Genomic DNA, 15,697 nt, shown 5'->3' with positions numbered 1-15,697 from the left:
AATGAGCGCTTCCAGCGAAGCGCTCATTGTCATTACTCAAAATCAGCGTGTCGTTTAAACATGGTTTCACTGGTTTCACGCAGTTGGTCCATGAGTTCCAGCACGATGGCATCGTAGGTGATAAAGCAGAGTTGCTCGAAAGAGGAACCCATTGGCTGCGAAAACTGGCCCGGAGTGCGATCGTTTTCAGTTTTGACCGTTCCCGGTAATACCAGCACGCAGTTGGCCAACTGGCCAATCGCAGAGTCTTTCTTCATGGTGACCAGCGCCACGTCGACACCACACTCAACGGCTTTCTGCGCAAGGCTCTTGAGACTGCCTGTTTCGCCACTGCCTGAACCAATAATTAACAAATCACCCGCTTTCGTATGAGGTGATGAAATTTCCCCGACTACGCTGACCGAAAAGCCTAAATGCAATAAACGGTTAGCGAACGCGCGGATGGCAATACCGCTGCGCCCTGCACCTTGCAGGAAAATATGCTTCGCATTACGGATCTTCCCGATAAAATGCTGTGCCTGATCATTGTCGATATTGAGCGCGTTTTGTTCTAGTTCCCTGAGAATACTGACAGTATTTTCTTGAACACCCATTTTCTTTTCCTCCGGTCAGGCAATTGTACGGCCACCATCCATGAGGATCGTCTGTCCCTGGATGTAAGAATTTGACTTATCAGCAAGGAAGATGGCCAGGTTTGCGACATCATCGATTGTGCCCAGACGACGGACCGGAATTTTCTCCAGTACTGCGTCTAAATCTGCCTGCGTCGGGTAATTAACACGCATCATTTCGCCGGTGTCGATAAGACGCGGCGCGATAGCGTTGACGTTAACACCTTTTGGACCCAACTCCTTTGCCAGACCACGAATAAGGCCTTCCCCCCCCGCTTTACTGGCTGGATAGCTCACCCCCCCGCCGGTACCTGACAGCGCAGAACCGGAGGAGATGTAAACGATTGAACCCTGGTTAGTTAAGAAGTCATCGTAGAAGGCTTTGACCGTATTGAATAAACCCGTCAGGTTGATTGAGAGTGTTTTGTTCCACTCTTCGAAAGTAATGTCTTTGACTTTATTAGCAAAAGCGACACCTGCGTTCAAAACCAGAATGTCGATACGGCCATAAGCCTCGATAACTTCTCTGCGCACTTCAGCCAGTGCCTGCGGATCAGATACGTCCGTTTTGACAAAGAGCGATTTAACATTGCCAAAGGTCAGTTCTTCCGCAGTTTTGATGCCATTAGCCTCGTTATAATCGACAATGACGGTATGCGCACCGCGTTCGGCGAATTGTTTTGCAATTCCTTTACCAATCCCATGCGCACCACCGGTAATTAGCGCAACTTTACCTTCAAAATGACTCATCGGTTGTTCTCCTGAATCTTTGTACTTAACGTGAGAGAAATCCCCACGTCTGCGGTCTACATAATGATTACGCGCTCAATTAAGAGCGCGTGAATGTATGTTGGATACTTAATGCATGACAGACTTTAATGCCTGATAGCTTGCTTTAGGGTTGTCATTAAATAATGCGCCACCGACAACAATTAAATCAGCACCCGCCTCCTGTACTTTTTTTGCTATTTCCAGATTAACGCCCCCGTCGACTTCAATTTGAATGTGCCGGCCAGCAATCATTTCTCTGGTTTTCTTAATTTTCTCGAGGCTTTTCTCGATGAAAGTCTGCCCGGGTTTCCCCGGGTTAATGGTCATAATCAGGATGTAATCAATATCGTCCAACAAATATTCCAGAACGCTTTCAGGCGTACCGGGATTGATGACCACACCGGCTTTTCGCCCGGCCTTTTTTATTTTCTGTAAAATAAAATGCACATGCGGCGTTGATTCATAATGCACTGAGATCATTTCTGCACCAGTATTGATAACATCATCAATATGTCTTTCAGGATTAGCCAGCATCATATGTACGTCGAAAGTCATTTTGCTGGCTTTTTTCATTGCAGAAATTTGATTCGGCCCAAAGGCAATATTATTTACAAAGGTTCCATCCATTAAATCAACATGCAATATTTCAGTGTTCTCTTCTTCTAAAAAACGGAGCTCATCTTGTAGACTTAAGATATTCGCGCCAAAAATTGATGGTAAAATCTGTGCCATGGTAAGCAAACCTCATTTTTAAAATCAATGGAATACAGTGCTCAACCAATACGTCAATACTTCCCACGGGCCAGTCAGTACAAAGTCCGTACCCTGCCCCTGCAAGCCGACGCCTGCGCCATGCAGGAATTGGGTTGCACCCGGAGCCACATACCCTCCTAAATACATCACGACAATACTGAACAGTAAGGTTGAAATAATTGAGCGGATGACGTTTCCGTTGCTGGCCATTACGGTCATGGTTGTCATATAGATGATTGACATCAGAACGCCGATTGGGAAAATCATGATCCCCGGTAAAATCAGTGCGCAAAGCATGGTCAACGGAATGGTGATAACGGTGACGGTGATGGTCGCTGGGTCGCCCAGTGCCAGTGCACAGTCCATACCGATGTTCAGTTCGGCGTCTTTACCCATCTGCTTTTGCATAATCTCTTTGGCACTTTTCCCAATTGGAGACAGTCCTTCCATCAGGACACCCACCACTTTAGGCAGGAGCACCATTACCGCAGCCACCCCCATTGCCATCGGGACAATAGTGGTCACAGGCTGTTTAGTCAGCAGTCCAAGCAGACAACCTACAATGACACCGATGATAGCGGGTTCACCAAAAACACCCAGACGTTTCTGTACGCTCTCCAAATCAACGTCGAGCTTGTTCAGGCCGGGGATCAGGTCGATAATTTTATTGACCAGCAGTGCAAAAGGTAATGTCCAGCCTATATGGATCATGGTGGTACAGGTCGTCCCTTCCAGGCCATAATATTTCTGCCAACGGGGAGCAATTAAATCGCCAATAAACAGAGCGATAACGCTAAGTGCGACTGCCACGCCAAAACCGATAAAGAAGCTGTCAAACACGAAATAGGCCAGCGCGCCGGGAACCAGGAAGTGCATATAATTCCAGATATCAACGTTCAGCGTTTTGGTTAATTTAAGCCGAACAAGTAGCAAATTAAGAATAATACCCACTGGAACAACTAAAGCGGCAAAGGGTGCCACCCATGCGGCCGCTCCCACCGCAGGCCATCCGATATCAGCCACAGTGAATCCGCTTCCCAGTTTTGAATAGTAGGCAATTGCCGGCTGCAGGGATGTACTCAACAGATTAACAACCAAACCTAAACCAATGAAACCGATACCCACGGTGATGCCAGACTTAATGGCAGCACCGACTTTCATGCGGAAAACCAAACCCAAAATGAAGATGACAAGTGGTAGGATTGCCGTTGCCCCCATGCTTGTTATCGTTAGCATTATGTTTTTTAACATGTCCATCTTGTCATCCCCTGTGTTTTCTTATTAGTTTTTAGCCAGCTCTGTTAATAAATCCCCTAGTTTTTTTCGTAACACAGCTTCATTAATCCCGGTGATAAACCCGGCCACACTCATATGCGGTTTTCCGATATCACCTTTGTAGTTATTCGTGGTTAAAATCACATCAGCATTCTGTAATTCAGAAGGAAGTTCTGACATGCTGCATTTATTTATTTTGAACTGAGTAATGCCATATTCTGTACACACGGATTTCACTTCATCAGCAGCGATAGTTGACGTTGCGACACCGCTCCCGCAGGCTACGAGGATATTAATCATCATTATGCTCCTGAACTCTTATTGCATGACGGTGGAAATAAAAAGTGCCTGCGCTTTCTCGGAAGGAAGCTCAAGTAAATTTTGATAAAAGTCTTCCATTTGAAGATTACTAAAAAGGGCCTTCAGCAGTTGCAACTGATTAGCCGGATCGGTAACGACCAAATTGATAATGAGTTTGACCCACAATTTATCGTCGCCATCAGCCTGATCAACCTGAACCGGTTCAGGTAAGCGAATAATATAAATCGACGGGCTGTTGGCTTGGTTGCTGTCGCAATGTGGGATCGCCACAGAATAACCATCAAGCAAAATACCGGTTGGATACATGGCTTCGCGTTCGCGCAGTGCTGCCAGATAGGTCTTTTTCACTATCCCTTCTGAATACAGCTTTTCATGGATGTGCTGCAGCACCTCATCGTAATTTTTGAATGCTGCACCATCTGCAACATTAATAGCGACTGTACTCACCTTTTCACCTCGCTTTTTGCTCATTGGAGCAAACATTATCTATCACATGAGCAGTTATAGCATGCCAATTTTCCGCGCAAACAGAAAACATGCAAAAGTTATAAGCTGATCACAAAATAAATGCATAAGTGCACGCAAATAATTGCTCATATGAGCAATATCGAGTAATTCATCTTTTAGATCAATCAAGTCAACCGGAGAGGGGAAGTAAGATTTTTATTATAAATCAGACGGATAATAGATTTTTTGAAGGTTTATATATGCGAACTGACCTATGTCAGAGGATTTGGCCATGCTCTGATCTAAGTCATGAGGGTTTACAGAATGACTGATAGCAGTGCCTAATGCATGCCTGAGAGGAAGGTGATCAAGGGCGCGGGCTACGCCCCTGTTGCTGATGTTCCGGGATCTATTTCAATCAGGAATTGACAAGCTTCACCGCAGTATCGAAGTCAGTGATTAACACATCTAAAAGGCCTGACTTCAGGGAAGCGACGATGCCTTCATACTTCTGTTCTCCCCCCGCCACACCAATCACGGTTTTCGTGTTACGCAATTGTTCGGTTGAAATACCAAACCCAAGACGGCTCATCGGGCTATCAAGGATCTCGCCTTTACTGTTAACGAGAGTAATGCAGACATCCGCAGCGATATCTTTCTCAAACAGATTTTTTTGCCACGACTCGGGAAAAATATCACACAAACTGGATGAGCCCGTTTTCCAGGCGCCAATACCGGTGATGACAACATCCAGCTGAGAATAATATTGTTGGGTATCCACCACAGCCGGATCACTGGCCAGTTTTTGGGCCAGGCTTTCATCATCCACCCACATCGGCACATACATAGGATGTGCCTTGCCCTGAGAGATAGTCGACAGTCTGTGGATAAGGTCGATCGGGCCCTGGCTAAATTCAATGCCCGGATGAACGCCAGATAGCTGCACAACATCTAATGCAGGCAAGCTGGTGAGTTGACTCACTGTGCTGGATAAAACGCGTCCCCAGGCAATACCAACCTTCATTCCCTCAGCGAGATTATTGTTGAGATAACTTGCAGTGATACCCCCCAGCTTCTCATTCAGTTCTTCCTGATTGGACCAGGATTCTGACACGGAAAGCACGATTGCCTTCTGCAGACCATACTTTCCGCAGAGATTAAGTGCGATCTCTTCGTCAAGCAGTTGCTGCTTTGGAAAGAGAAACTTCACATACTCTTCCTTTATTGCCTCATCGATAAGACGCGCCGCTTTAAATCTCGAAATCTCGAGTTCTTCAGCAATCTCAGTTTTGGTCTTCATCTCAACAAAGTAACGTCGGACGACGAGAGAATAGATATAGCGGGGATCGTAACCTGACCAGCGGCTGTTTTTTATACGTTTAGGCATAGAGCATTCCATCTTCATCCAAAGACAATATCAGCTGAGTTAAACTGTTACCCCTGCAATTTACTCATAAGAGTACACTTTTACCTGCTCTTTTGACATGAGCAAATGCGTCTTATCTTTTGGCGGTGTGATAGCTGACACATCTGATGATAATGGGTGAAGAGACCAGAGTTTTTTAGACGGTGGCAAGGCTTTACATTATGTGCTCTCAATCAGTGACGCTGTGGCCTGTGATTTCTGTTTTTTGGCGTGAAACGGGTTACATTGCTCATGTGTTCCTCGCAGATAAAAATGCCCATCGGGTGCGGCCTGAGTTCCACCGGGACAACCATTCATCCCAGATTTTCCGTTTTTTCCATTAAGACCAGCCCCACCGTTTTGATTACCGATTACCACGGATCCCCCTTTTCCTCCAGTTCCGCCTTTCCCGCCTTCACCTCCCTGACAGGCAAACGCTATAACGGAAAATCCCGTTAAAAAAAGATAAGAAAACAATTGAGCTCTGTTCATGTCTTTTCTCCAGGTTGCATCGGGTTTCGTTAGTTAGGGTAGCTGATTTACATTTCAATCCGTTCACTTTGCGCTGCGCCATTCTAAAGCAGTACAAAACACATAGCGAAAAGATCTGATAGCCACATAAACACAAGATAAAAATAGGATTTTAAGGGGTGTACTCATAAAATCCCCACATCCATGTGTGAATTTACCCATTTCGTAGCCAGTGACTAAGAAACTATTTACACGCTATAAGATTGGCCATCTGTTGCTGGTCCGGCAGACCGACGATCTGTTGAAGCATGTTGGCGTGGTTAAGATAATAAATTGCTGGCGTACCGCTTGCCCCCACATCCTCCATCAATTTCTGGTTGTATTGGATCTGCGAGAAAATCGGCTGCGGCGTTTTCTCCAAAAGTGCAGGCTTGTTTTTGCCACCCGACAACTCGAAATCCTGCCAGACCTTCGCGGGGTTTTCAGAAGACAATATCGCAGCCGCGTAACGGCCACTGTCGGGCTGCATGACACCCACTAACTGCGTTTTCATAGCGATTTTATTGTCCTTAATATAGGGCTGCACGTCCTGTCTGAATTTTGTACAGTAAGGACAGAAAGGATCGGCAAACACGACAATCTGACAATTTGCATTATTACTGCCTTCCGTGATACCGGCAGCTTTGGACAGTGTTTTCCACATCTCGCGGCCAGCAGGGATGTAAATCTCCTCTTTTATGACCTGTTCGCTGAGGTTACTTCCATTCTCATCGTACATATAACCTGATATGGCATGTTTTTTATCGGGGGTCAGATAAATTGTCACCCCCGTTCCCTGATATTTTCCCAACCAGCCCTGGACCCCGCCGGGAGCCGTGAAGGGTTTGATTATTTCTATACCTTGTTTTTCCAACTGCTTGATCGGTGCGGGAAGCGCTGCGGGCGTTGCTGCCTGAACCTGCGAGCCGATAAGTGCAGCAGATAACCCGAGGATGTATTTGTTCATTCTTATCTCCATATAATACGGCCCTGTTACGAACCGTTGTAGGTACTGCTGCTTTCAAAATTCAGGTAGCATCGCCAGAACTGGCACTCAATGCCTTGCTTATGCGGTTGAGCCCCTCAGCAAGCATAGCGCGTGGACAAGCCAGATTAAGGCGGATGTGCCCGTCGCCGTTACTGACAAACATTTGCCCCCCTTCAAGCAATACACCCGCATGTCTGGCGAAAAAGAGGGTTACCTCTTCCTGATTACTGACATCTACCAGACGAGAGATATCAATCCAGGCAAGATAAGTCCCTTCAGGAATGATAAAACGGGCCAGCGGATGATATGTCCCCAGGTAGTCCTGCAGAAAACGGAAGTTCTCGTCAATGTAGTGCCTGACCTGAGTCAACCACTCATCGCACTCGGACCAGGCGGCCTTGTTAGCCACCAGGCTCAGCGGAGAGATAAAATCATCATGCAGGCGAAGCCATTCGGCTCTCACTGAGGCATCAGGGATCATGATGTTTGCCAGCAGGTTACCCGCCAGGTTGAACGTTTTGCTGGTCGACATGCAGGTGATAATTTTATGATTTTCAGGAAAAATTGACGCGGCGGGAATATGCGTGACGCCCGAGCGGGATAAATCACAGTGGATTTCATCAGAAATAACCCACACATCATGTTTAAGGCATAACGCTATCATTTTCTGCAACTCATCACGTCGCCAAACTCGCCCGGTGGGATTATGCGGGTTACAGAGAAAGAAGGCTTTAATTCGCTGCTGGTCATCGCTCAGGGCTTGTTCCATTGCCTCAAAATCTACCGCCCAGTGGCCTTCGTTATTTCTAAGCGGGCAATCGACGACGCGACGACCGCTATAGTCTCCGGCTTTTTTAAACGGTGCGTAAGAAGGGGTCAGGATGAGGATGCTGTCTTCTTCGTGGGTCAGTAACGGCACCAATCGGTTAAGCGCAGGGATAATACCCGGGGAGAAAACAATGCTTTCTTCCTGAAACCGGTATCCGTAATTCCTTTCACACCAGGCCCCAAAAATCTCATAGTAATCCCTGTCATAAATGCGGGTGTAGCCAAGAATTTTTTTATCTAACCGGGAACGTATGGCTTCAAGCACCGGCTCGGGGGTGGAAAAAGCCATGTCTGCTACCCAGAGGTTTATAAAACCATTGGCCGGTACTTCCGGCGCGGGGCCTTCATGGGCACCAAACATATATTCACGCCAGCCGTCGATGGTTAAGCTGTCTGTCCCTGCCCTGTCCACTGCTTCATCAAAATCGTATTTCATAGAGGTTACCCGATTAGTTTATCCAAAGAGGTCACAGCGTCACTGATTTTGCTAACGATTAGATATTCCATTGCTTTAAAACCTAAAAAACCATTTGTAGAGTGATCAAGTCATGACTGGCACGTTGATATCACTGCCGTATTTTCTGACCCGGTGCCTTGATCACCAACAGAATGCCCGCAAGGACTGCCAGCGTTGAAAATGCCATTCTGAGGCTCAATGACTCGCCCAAAAATGTTACGCCTCCCAGCATCGCCAGACAGGGCACACTCAACTGAACCGTACTGGCTGCAACAGACTCAAGACGAGGTAAAAGTGAATACCACAGCACATAGGCTCCTGCAGAAGCACCCGCACCAGAGAGCACTGCCAGGAGAATTCCGATACCGTCGAAGTGCGCTCCCTGGCTAATGAACGGCGACAACACCAGGGCAAAAGGTACAGCAAGGATGAAATTTGCCGCAGTGGCCTGCGCTGCATTGGGAGAGCGCTTTCCGCAAAGGGTATAAGCCGCCCAGGCAAGGCCTGAAAGCGCCATCAGAACAGCGCTGCCCAAGGGGGGCATTTTGGCACCAGGTAAGAGAAGAGCAGCCATGCCGGCTACAGCCAGCCCAAGCCCCGTTGCTCTGGAAAAAGACAGCCTTTCCCCATGGAAAAGGCCATGAGCCACCATCGCCAGTTGCACAACGCCAAACAAGAGCAAAGCACCTGTTCCTGTATCCAAATGGATATAGGCAAGGGAGAAACACAGGGCGTAGGCCATAAGAAAGAACCCGCTTTTCAAGCTCCAGACGCCCTGCTTTTTCCCCTCACGTCTCAACAACAGTGGTAACAAGACCACCGCCCCGCTCATCAGGCGAAGGTCACTGAACGTCACCGGGTCAATATGTTCGCCTTTCAACGCAATCCGACAGAGCACAGAATTGGCTGCGAATGCCATCATTGCTATCACTATCTTGAATCCAACAGACCGCCCCATCAGCGTGACGCCTCAAAATTAACAAATTACGTGATAATCTATCAATTAGTAGGTAGGATGGCAATGTCTACTTATGGCAGCCAGACACTAAAATGGTACGCCTTTTCAGGTCATGCCTGGAGCATTGGCCTTTATCATTGCCAGATTTATGTGAAGCCGTAGACCTGTTACTAATAAAGGAGAACATATGCAAGATTTCAACGTACTGCTCGAAGCAGCATCAGATTATAACGAATTTGTTGGCAGCGGAGCAGAAGAAGACCGCAATGCATTACGGCATTTTGAGGGGCTTGCCAACGAGGCATTACCTGACGATGTCATCAGTAAGCTCTCGCAACTTCCGGGTTCGTACAGCATTCTGGTAGCTGCTGAAATGTGGTGCCCCGACTGCCATAAAAACTTGCCTGTAATCCATGCCATTGCCGCGTCAGCGCCGGCAATACGTCTGGGTATTATCACCCGCGACAAGGCTGAAGCCGTCTTTAAGGCACACTTTGGTGTCGATAAAGTCAAAATTCCGTTTGCCGTGGTACTGGATGAGAACGCGACTCCGCTGGGGCAGTTTATTGAACGACCTGAAAATGCTACCGGCAACAATGGAGAAGTGAGCGAGAGGTACAAAATCGGTGAGCTTCTGGTCGATACCGCCCGCGAAGTGACTTCAATTTTTCCAGGAAAATAAGAGAGCGTTAAAGTTAAATTAATTGAATCTCAACTTGAAGGTAATAAACCTGGAAGTTGAGCAATGCCAGGGAAATAATAAAAATAAACCATAGCAACAATGCCCTTAGCCCTGCATCTAAGCAGGGCTTTTTTCGCGTAAAGAAAGCATGCTACGCAGTTTTGTATGTGCAATCAAAATGCTACACCCGTTTATTCAGTGGCCAACGACAGCACCAGCAGCTTCGCGAAGCTTTACACGCCCTCTAAATGTAAGCAGAACTCCAGGCAACGATAATCCCGGCAACATATTCCGCATCCTGAGGATGCGTCAGAAGATGATCTGCTTCACCCAGTGAGATAAAGCTTTTGGGGTGTCTGGCGGCTTTAAAAATTTTCTCTGCCTGTTCAATCAGCACGGTATCATCATTGGGAGCATGAAAAATCAGCAGCGGCTTATTCATGGTAAATACCTTCTCCGCTATTTTATGCTCCTGAATGTTATCCAGCATTTGCTTTTTGAGCGTGAATACCCGGCCTGCAAGCTCTACCGGGAAAGCGCCATGGTTCCTGATATCTTCGATATTGTCTTTGAACAACCGCTGTACATGCGTCAATTCGCCTGGCGAACCTATGGTTACGACCGCTCTGGCTTCAGGCACTTTGGCTGCAATAGAGAGGATTGCCGAACCGCCAAGGCTGTGACCGATCAGCAGCGAAGGAGCCTCGTATTCCCGACGAAGATAATCGACCGCGCACAGCAGGTCAGAAATATTCGAGGAAAAATTGGTATTGGAAAAATCGCCTTCGCTGTTGCCTAACCCGGTGAAATCAAAGCGAAGCACCGCAATTGAATTTTCTGTCAGTTTCCTGGCAATGCGTGCAGCACCTTTCAGATCCTTCCCGCAGGTAAAGCAGTGCGCCAACAGGGCAAAGGCTTTTGGATTTTCTGGCAATTCAAGCAACCCGGCAAGTTCCTCACCTTCTGCATTTTTGAAGGTAAATTTCAATTTTTTCATTATGTTAACTTTAAGAATGGTTGAATTACAAGCAAGATGCCTATCAGCCGCCCCATCATGGGGCGGCTTTGCGAGGTTACGACGAGCTTATCTGCGAACGGCCATGATACCGGCATCGACATCCCAGATTGCGCCAGTCACCCAAGAGGCTTTGTCGGACAACAGGAAGAAGATGGTATTGGCCACATCTTCCGGCGTGCCGACACGCCCCAGCGGATGGAAAGCGTTCAGCGATTGCATTGCGCCGGCAATGTCTTCTTTCGCCATGAAGCCTTCATAAATCGGGGTATGCACGATCCCTGGCGAGACCGCGTTCACGCGGATACCCGCACTGGCCAGCTCAATGGCCAGGTTGCGTGTCAAGGCGTGGAGACCGGCTTTGGCCATGGAGTACGCGGAAGCCGGTGAGTCGCCGAGTGCGGCTTGCGCGCCAATGGAGCCCACGTTCACAATCGCCCCTTCACGGCCGTCGGCCAGCATGTTCTTCACCACGTCCTGCGTGATGAAGAAGGTTGCCCGGTTCAACATCAGGTACATGTCGTAATCGGCTTCCAAATGCTCGGTAAAGCCTTTCGGCATGAAGATCCCGGCCGCATTGACCATCAGGCTAATATCGCGATGATTAGCATTAATCTCCTGACGAATGGCGTTCATGCCCTCTTCGGTCATCAGGTTTGCCGCAATCACGGACACGGAACCCAGTGGGCTCAGCTCTTTCTGAACCGCGTCTGCCTTGTCTTTTTTATTGCCCGTCAGTACCACGCTGCCACCGGCTTTCAGCACCATACGCGCCGTTTCCAGACCCATGCCGCTGGTGCCACCCACGACAAGCATTTTTTTGCCTTTAAAGTAATCGCTCATTTTGAACTCCGTTATTTGCAGGGTAGATTTGCCGGCAGTCATGCAGCCGGCTCGTTCAGGTTTCAGATGCTGCAACCGTCAGCGCCGCAGGTCTGGCCGTCGGTTTTTGCCAATTCAGCCGCTTTTTCTTCCCTGACTTGCTTCAACGCATTCAGGAAGTTGTCCGCAGATTGCGCGCCGCTGATGGCATATTTTTCATTGAGCAGGAACAGCGGGACACCGCTGACCCCGATCGACCGGGCATGGGCTTCATCTTCAGCCACCGATGCACGGAAGGCCTCATTGGCAAGGGCACTTTCAGCGTCGGCTCTGGACATGCCCACTTCTGTAGCTAACGCAATGAGCTCCTGCGGATCGAAAATGGAACGCCCCTCAGTCACACTGGCCCGATAAAACCGTTCTGCCATGGCGTCGCCCATATTGGCGTGACGTGCAGCCGCGAGCAGCGTATGGGCATCTTCGGTATCGCCAAAGAGCATGGTGTCAAAGTTATACTGGAGCCCTTCTGCCTTCCCGGCCGTGCCCACCTGATTCATCATCAGTTCCGCCCCATGTTCCCCGCCAAACTTCTTGTAAAGGGCTTTGCGGAACGGCACGGCAGGCCGGTCGCCGGAAATACGGAAACTGTGGTGGCGGACCACGACCTGTTCCTTGTGTTCAAAGGCGGCAAGGCCCTGTTCGAAACGCTTTTTGGCAATCCAACACCAGGGGCAGACCAGATCTGACCAGATATCTATCGTAATAATCGGCTTAAGGGTTTGCATATTGGCTCCTGAATACCCCATTAATGTCGTCTGGCGGTGCCTCTTTATGTGAGCACCGCAAATACCACCGGCTTCGTGGCGTTAGTTGGCTTCCCAGGCGGGATAATCGGTGTAGCCTTTTTCCGGCGACCCCGTCACGCCGTAATACGTCGTGCGATCGCTTTCAGCCAGCGGCCAGCCGTTCTGCATTCTTTCGACCAAATCAGGGTTGGCGATGTACGGCACGCCAAACGCAACAAGATCCAGTTCGTCTGCCTCAAGTGCGGTTTCGGCAATCTCGCGGGTGAAGCCGCCGGCGGCAATAACGGTGCCCCCCAGAGTTTTACGGAACGCGGCTTTGAAACCGGCAGGTACCGGTGCCTGGGTATAAACAGGTTGATAATAGAGGTGCACATAAGCCAGCTCACGTTGGCCGAGGGCCGCAGCGATACTGGCCCAAATCTCTTCTTCACCTTCATAAGGCGCCAGGTCGTAAATCCGCCCGAACGGTGAAATGCGCAAGCCCACCTTATTGCTACCAATAGCCGCAGAGATGGCATCAACCGTTTCCAGCAGGAACCGCTGACGGTTTTCCACAGAGCCACCGTATTCATCAGTGCGAGGGTTCAGTTCACTGCTGAGGAACTGGTCGAAAATGAAGCCGTTCGCCGCCATGATTTCCACGCCGTCAAACCCGGCCTCCATTGCCAGACGCGCTGAATGGACAAAGTCAGCGGTAACGCGTCGAACTTCTGCGGTTTCCAGCGCACGCGGCTGGCTTGGAACGACAGGCCCCGGTTCGCCAGAATCGGTCAGTGCAAAGACGGTGGTGTTAACCGCTTGTACGGTACCGGCGGAAACTGGCGCGATGTTGCCCGGCTGAATAGAGGTATGAGACATCCGCCCCACATGCCACAACTGAGCAAAAATACGACCGCCCTTCGCATGTACCGCATCGGTCACTTTGCGCCAGCCCTGAACGTGTGCAGCGTTGTAGATCCCCGGGGTATACAGATAGCCGCGCCCTTCTTCAGAAACAGGCATGCCTTCGGTGATAAGCAGCCCCGCAGAGGCGCGCTGGGCGTAGTAAAGTGCAACGACGTCATCCGGCACGTCGTTCATTGTGCGGGTGCGGGTCATCGGGGCCATGACCACGCGGTTTTTTAACTGCATGCCTGACAGATTGTAGGGGGTGAACAACTTACTCATCGTATACCTCGCAAGGCGAAAGAGAGAAAAGCCCCGCTGGGGCCGGAGTTAATACTTAGCGGGCCGGGGAGCTGACGATCGCTTCCTGATGCCGGTTAAGCGTATGGCTGCACTATACCTACCTACTAGTTGATTGGTCAATAGGTAAAAGAACAAATCATGCTGTCCTTTTGTCACCGGATACAGGCACAGGGAATGCTGTGTAAGGTGAGCTCCCGTCGGTGAGATGGTCGTCATCCTGTGAAATCAGGGAATTACAAATATCATTATTGGGCGTTATGGAGCTAAGACTGGCCGGTTCAGGGCGGCGAGGAGTCTTTCTCTCCCCTTATCATTGGGATATTAATCACCCCGATGGAGAAGAGTAAATGTCCAAACTTCACCTTACTGTTATCAGTACATTATGCTTGGCGTTGTCGAGCCAGGTCGCTTTTTCAGCCAGTTTTACGCTGACAAGTCATGAGCTTGAAAAAAACCGTTTCCCCGCAGCTCAGACCCTGAGTTCACCTTATGGATTTGGGTGCAGCGGTGGAAACCTTGCCCCCTCTTTTAACTGGAGTGGCGCGCCGGCAGGAACTCAAAGCTTCGCTCTCAAAATTTATGATAGGGATGCGCCGACAGGCCTCGGTTGGATCCACTGGCAGGTGGTGAATATTCCCTCATCTCTTCACTCGTTACCGGCTGGGATAACGGCGGATAACAAAAATCTCCCGCAAGGGGCTCTTCAGACCCGGACTGATTTCGGTATCCCGGGTTATGGCGGCCCTTGCCCGCCGAAGGGTGAAACGCACCGTTATGAGATCACGCTGACGGCACTTCGTGTCGACAAACTTCCGGGAATAACGGCGGACTCGACGCCCGCCCTGGTCGGCTTTATGGCAAAAGCGAACTCACTGGGCGAAGCGCATCTTCAGATTACGCAGGGCCGCTAACCGCAGCCAGGTTGCCGATAGCCTGGCCGGAAACCCGGACCAGGCTGGGGCTGAATCCGAAGCGAGTTCGAAATCTGGCGGCGAACTTAGACGGATTTTCATAGCCGACTTCCAGGGATATGCGGGTGACTGAAAGATCGGTCACCTGCAAAAGTGTCAGGGCGCGGCACATGCGAATGTCAGTCACCAGATGGGTAAATGACGTATTTTCGGCATGCAGATGGCGTCTCAGGGTGGTGGCCGACATACCCAATTCAGCCGCTACCTGCGCAGTATTCCAGTCTTGTGATATGTCTGCTGCAACGAGTTTGCGGATTTTTATCGCCAGTCCGGTATGTTGTTTCAGCGCGAAGAAAATGCGGTATTCATCCAGCCAACTCAGCATCTCTTCCATACGCCTGGCCACGATACTTTCAGGTATGTTTTCAGTATCTGTAATGGCCTCCGCGGTGTGATAAAAGGCCCGGCGAAAACTGTTGCCTGGCTCCGCCATTTTATTTGCTTCGTGCATGCTCATACGTGGGGCATGCATGAAGCAGTAGTTTTGGACGAAATCGGCACAAAAACTCAGCCATGAAGCTTCGTACGTACCCGTTAAAGGTGATGGTGTATTGATGATATCAAAAGAGTGCCCCTCCCCGATGACCACCGCGTCCCCCGCTTCCAGCGTTATCTCCTCTTGCGCCCAGCGGATTATTTTCCTGCCATGGCGGACCAGGATGATTGTGGGTTCATCTATAGTGATATGGCGCATCATCAGGGGCTGCGTATGCAGTACATGCGCTGTACTCCCCACATTAATACGACTGGATAATGTTCTTTCCATCATCGCCTTACGAAAAGGAATAGGCCTGCCCTGTAGGCCGACACTTTATGGATGGGCTTGCTTTTTTATAAAGTAATCCCGATTTTACAATACGTCAGTGTTCTTATTCAGATGGAGTGAAAT

The 15,697-nt window shown here is 49.3% G+C and carries 18 protein-coding genes; 2 read left to right on the top strand and 16 right to left on the bottom strand.

Annotation, left to right across the window (positions count from 1 at the left end; translation table 11 throughout):
• Positions 1 to 32: 32 nt before the first annotated feature.
• The 11 genes from hxlB to ABLU88_RS03295 all read right to left on the bottom strand — a co-directional run bounded on the left by hxlB (position 33) and on the right by ABLU88_RS03295 (position 9,324).
• Positions 33 to 593 (bottom strand): 6-phospho-3-hexuloisomerase, encoded by a 561-nt coding sequence (gene hxlB / locus ABLU88_RS03345; RefSeq protein ID WP_024359910.1) that lies wholly within the window; start codon positions 591 to 593, stop codon positions 33 to 35.
• A gap of 15 nt (positions 594 to 608) precedes the next feature.
• Positions 609 to 1,361, bottom strand: coding sequence for an SDR family NAD(P)-dependent oxidoreductase (locus ABLU88_RS03340; protein ID WP_120150978.1), 753 nt, complete (start codon positions 1,359 to 1,361; stop codon positions 609 to 611).
• A 108-nt stretch (positions 1,362 to 1,469) separates the two neighbouring features.
• Positions 1,470 to 2,114 (bottom strand): ribulose-phosphate 3-epimerase, encoded by a 645-nt coding sequence (rpe, locus tag ABLU88_RS03335; protein WP_159214467.1) that lies wholly within the window; start codon positions 2,112 to 2,114, stop codon positions 1,470 to 1,472.
• A gap of 24 nt (positions 2,115 to 2,138) precedes the next feature.
• The gene (locus ABLU88_RS03330) at positions 2,139 to 3,392 is read right to left on the bottom strand and encodes a PTS transporter subunit IIC (protein WP_020439340.1); all 1,254 of its coding nucleotides are present in this window, start codon (positions 3,390 to 3,392) and stop codon (positions 2,139 to 2,141) included.
• Between the two features lie 24 nt (positions 3,393 to 3,416).
• Positions 3,417 to 3,710 (bottom strand): PTS sugar transporter subunit IIB, encoded by a 294-nt coding sequence (locus tag ABLU88_RS03325; protein WP_024359913.1) that lies wholly within the window; start codon positions 3,708 to 3,710, stop codon positions 3,417 to 3,419.
• 18 nt (positions 3,711 to 3,728) lie between these two features.
• Positions 3,729 to 4,178, bottom strand: a complete 450-nt coding sequence (gene gatA, locus ABLU88_RS03320) for a PTS galactitol transporter subunit IIA (protein WP_047611334.1) — start codon at positions 4,176 to 4,178, stop codon at positions 3,729 to 3,731.
• A 418-nt stretch (positions 4,179 to 4,596) separates the two neighbouring features.
• A complete protein-coding gene (locus ABLU88_RS03315) occupies positions 4,597 to 5,565 on the bottom strand; it encodes a sugar-binding domain-containing protein (protein ID WP_015697025.1) in 969 nt (322 codons plus the stop codon).
• 198 nt (positions 5,566 to 5,763) lie between these two features.
• Positions 5,764 to 6,075, bottom strand: a complete 312-nt coding sequence (locus ABLU88_RS03310) for a hypothetical protein (RefSeq protein WP_071825604.1) — start codon at positions 6,073 to 6,075, stop codon at positions 5,764 to 5,766.
• Positions 6,076 to 6,298: 223 nt separating this feature from the next.
• A complete protein-coding gene (gene dsbG, locus ABLU88_RS03305) occupies positions 6,299 to 7,060 on the bottom strand; it encodes a thiol:disulfide interchange protein DsbG (RefSeq protein WP_196588739.1) in 762 nt (253 codons plus the stop codon).
• A 61-nt stretch (positions 7,061 to 7,121) separates the two neighbouring features.
• Positions 7,122 to 8,345, bottom strand: a complete 1,224-nt coding sequence (locus tag ABLU88_RS03300; protein WP_015697022.1) for a PatB family C-S lyase — start codon at positions 8,343 to 8,345, stop codon at positions 7,122 to 7,124.
• A gap of 130 nt (positions 8,346 to 8,475) precedes the next feature.
• Complete coding sequence (locus tag ABLU88_RS03295) at positions 8,476 to 9,324, bottom strand: DMT family transporter (protein ID WP_159214469.1); 849 nt, start codon at positions 9,322 to 9,324, stop codon at positions 8,476 to 8,478.
• A gap of 187 nt (positions 9,325 to 9,511) precedes the next feature.
• On the opposite strand from ABLU88_RS03295, the gene ABLU88_RS03290 reads away from it, so the two are divergent.
• Complete coding sequence (locus ABLU88_RS03290; protein ID WP_120150983.1) at positions 9,512 to 10,006, top strand: thioredoxin family protein; 495 nt, start codon at positions 9,512 to 9,514, stop codon at positions 10,004 to 10,006.
• A 244-nt stretch (positions 10,007 to 10,250) separates the two neighbouring features.
• Here ABLU88_RS03290 and ABLU88_RS03285 read toward each other — a convergent pair whose 3' ends face one another.
• The 4 genes from ABLU88_RS03285 to ABLU88_RS03270 form a co-directional block, all read right to left on the bottom strand.
• On the bottom strand, positions 10,251 to 11,003 hold the full coding sequence (locus ABLU88_RS03285) for an alpha/beta hydrolase (protein WP_007374395.1): 753 nt from the start codon (positions 11,001 to 11,003) through the stop codon (positions 10,251 to 10,253).
• Positions 11,004 to 11,090: 87 nt separating this feature from the next.
• A complete protein-coding gene (locus ABLU88_RS03280; RefSeq protein WP_196588740.1) occupies positions 11,091 to 11,864 on the bottom strand; it encodes an SDR family oxidoreductase in 774 nt (257 codons plus the stop codon).
• A 62-nt stretch (positions 11,865 to 11,926) separates the two neighbouring features.
• Complete coding sequence (locus ABLU88_RS03275) at positions 11,927 to 12,628, bottom strand: DsbA family oxidoreductase (RefSeq protein ID WP_159214470.1); 702 nt, start codon at positions 12,626 to 12,628, stop codon at positions 11,927 to 11,929.
• An 81-nt stretch (positions 12,629 to 12,709) separates the two neighbouring features.
• On the bottom strand, positions 12,710 to 13,816 hold the full coding sequence (locus ABLU88_RS03270) for an alkene reductase (protein WP_032693562.1): 1,107 nt from the start codon (positions 13,814 to 13,816) through the stop codon (positions 12,710 to 12,712).
• A gap of 368 nt (positions 13,817 to 14,184) precedes the next feature.
• Here ABLU88_RS03270 and ABLU88_RS03265 point away from each other — a divergent pair, with 368 nt between their 5' ends.
• Complete coding sequence (locus ABLU88_RS03265; RefSeq protein WP_032693561.1) at positions 14,185 to 14,748, top strand: YbhB/YbcL family Raf kinase inhibitor-like protein; 564 nt, start codon at positions 14,185 to 14,187, stop codon at positions 14,746 to 14,748.
• On the opposite strand, the gene ABLU88_RS03260 is transcribed toward ABLU88_RS03265, so the two are convergent.
• Positions 14,732 to 15,577 carry an AraC family transcriptional regulator gene (locus ABLU88_RS03260; protein ID WP_046373123.1) on the bottom strand — a complete coding sequence of 282 codons (846 nt, stop codon included), beginning with the start codon at positions 15,575 to 15,577 and terminating at the stop codon, positions 14,732 to 14,734. The two genes, ABLU88_RS03265 and ABLU88_RS03260, sit on opposite strands and share 17 nt — an antisense overlap.
• Positions 15,578 to 15,697 lie beyond the last annotated feature (120 nt).

Source organism: Klebsiella sp. GW_Kp182 (assembly GCF_040062275.1).
Classification (GTDB): Bacteria; Pseudomonadota; Gammaproteobacteria; order Enterobacterales; family Enterobacteriaceae; genus Klebsiella; species Klebsiella michiganensis.
This window is presented reverse-complemented; position numbering and strand designations above follow the sequence as displayed.

What these genes read in the sequence shown, in the direction of transcription:
- ABLU88_RS03310 (WP_071825604.1), bottom strand. Translation starts at nt 6,075, where the DNA reads ATGAACAGAGCTCAATTGTTTTCTTATCTTTTTTTAACGGGATTTTCC.
- ABLU88_RS03300 (WP_015697022.1), bottom strand. Translation starts at nt 8,345, where the DNA reads ATGAAATACGATTTTGATGAAGCAGTGGACAGGGCAGGGACAGACAGC.
- ABLU88_RS03315 (WP_015697025.1), bottom strand. Translation starts at nt 5,565, where the DNA reads ATGCCTAAACGTATAAAAAACAGCCGCTGGTCAGGTTACGATCCCCGC.
- ABLU88_RS03285 (WP_007374395.1), bottom strand. Translation starts at nt 11,003, where the DNA reads ATGAAAAAATTGAAATTTACCTTCAAAAATGCAGAAGGTGAGGAACTT.
- rpe (WP_159214467.1), bottom strand. Translation starts at nt 2,114, where the DNA reads ATGGCACAGATTTTACCATCAATTTTTGGCGCGAATATCTTAAGTCTA.
- ABLU88_RS03325 (WP_024359913.1), bottom strand. Translation starts at nt 3,710, where the DNA reads ATGATTAATATCCTCGTAGCCTGCGGGAGCGGTGTCGCAACGTCAACT.
- dsbG (WP_196588739.1), bottom strand. Translation starts at nt 7,060, where the DNA reads ATGAACAAATACATCCTCGGGTTATCTGCTGCACTTATCGGCTCGCAG.
- ABLU88_RS03340 (WP_120150978.1), bottom strand. Translation starts at nt 1,361, where the DNA reads ATGAGTCATTTTGAAGGTAAAGTTGCGCTAATTACCGGTGGTGCGCAT.
- ABLU88_RS03280 (WP_196588740.1), bottom strand. Translation starts at nt 11,864, where the DNA reads ATGAGCGATTACTTTAAAGGCAAAAAAATGCTTGTCGTGGGTGGCACC.
- ABLU88_RS03265 (WP_032693561.1), top strand. Translation starts at nt 14,185, where the DNA reads ATGTCCAAACTTCACCTTACTGTTATCAGTACATTATGCTTGGCGTTG.
- ABLU88_RS03260 (WP_046373123.1), bottom strand. Translation starts at nt 15,577, where the DNA reads ATGATGGAAAGAACATTATCCAGTCGTATTAATGTGGGGAGTACAGCG.
- hxlB (WP_024359910.1), bottom strand. Translation starts at nt 593, where the DNA reads ATGGGTGTTCAAGAAAATACTGTCAGTATTCTCAGGGAACTAGAACAA.
- ABLU88_RS03275 (WP_159214470.1), bottom strand. Translation starts at nt 12,628, where the DNA reads ATGCAAACCCTTAAGCCGATTATTACGATAGATATCTGGTCAGATCTG.
- ABLU88_RS03290 (WP_120150983.1), top strand. Translation starts at nt 9,512, where the DNA reads ATGCAAGATTTCAACGTACTGCTCGAAGCAGCATCAGATTATAACGAA.
- ABLU88_RS03295 (WP_159214469.1), bottom strand. Translation starts at nt 9,324, where the DNA reads ATGGGGCGGTCTGTTGGATTCAAGATAGTGATAGCAATGATGGCATTC.
- ABLU88_RS03270 (WP_032693562.1), bottom strand. Translation starts at nt 13,816, where the DNA reads ATGAGTAAGTTGTTCACCCCCTACAATCTGTCAGGCATGCAGTTAAAA.
- ABLU88_RS03330 (WP_020439340.1), bottom strand. Translation starts at nt 3,392, where the DNA reads ATGGACATGTTAAAAAACATAATGCTAACGATAACAAGCATGGGGGCA.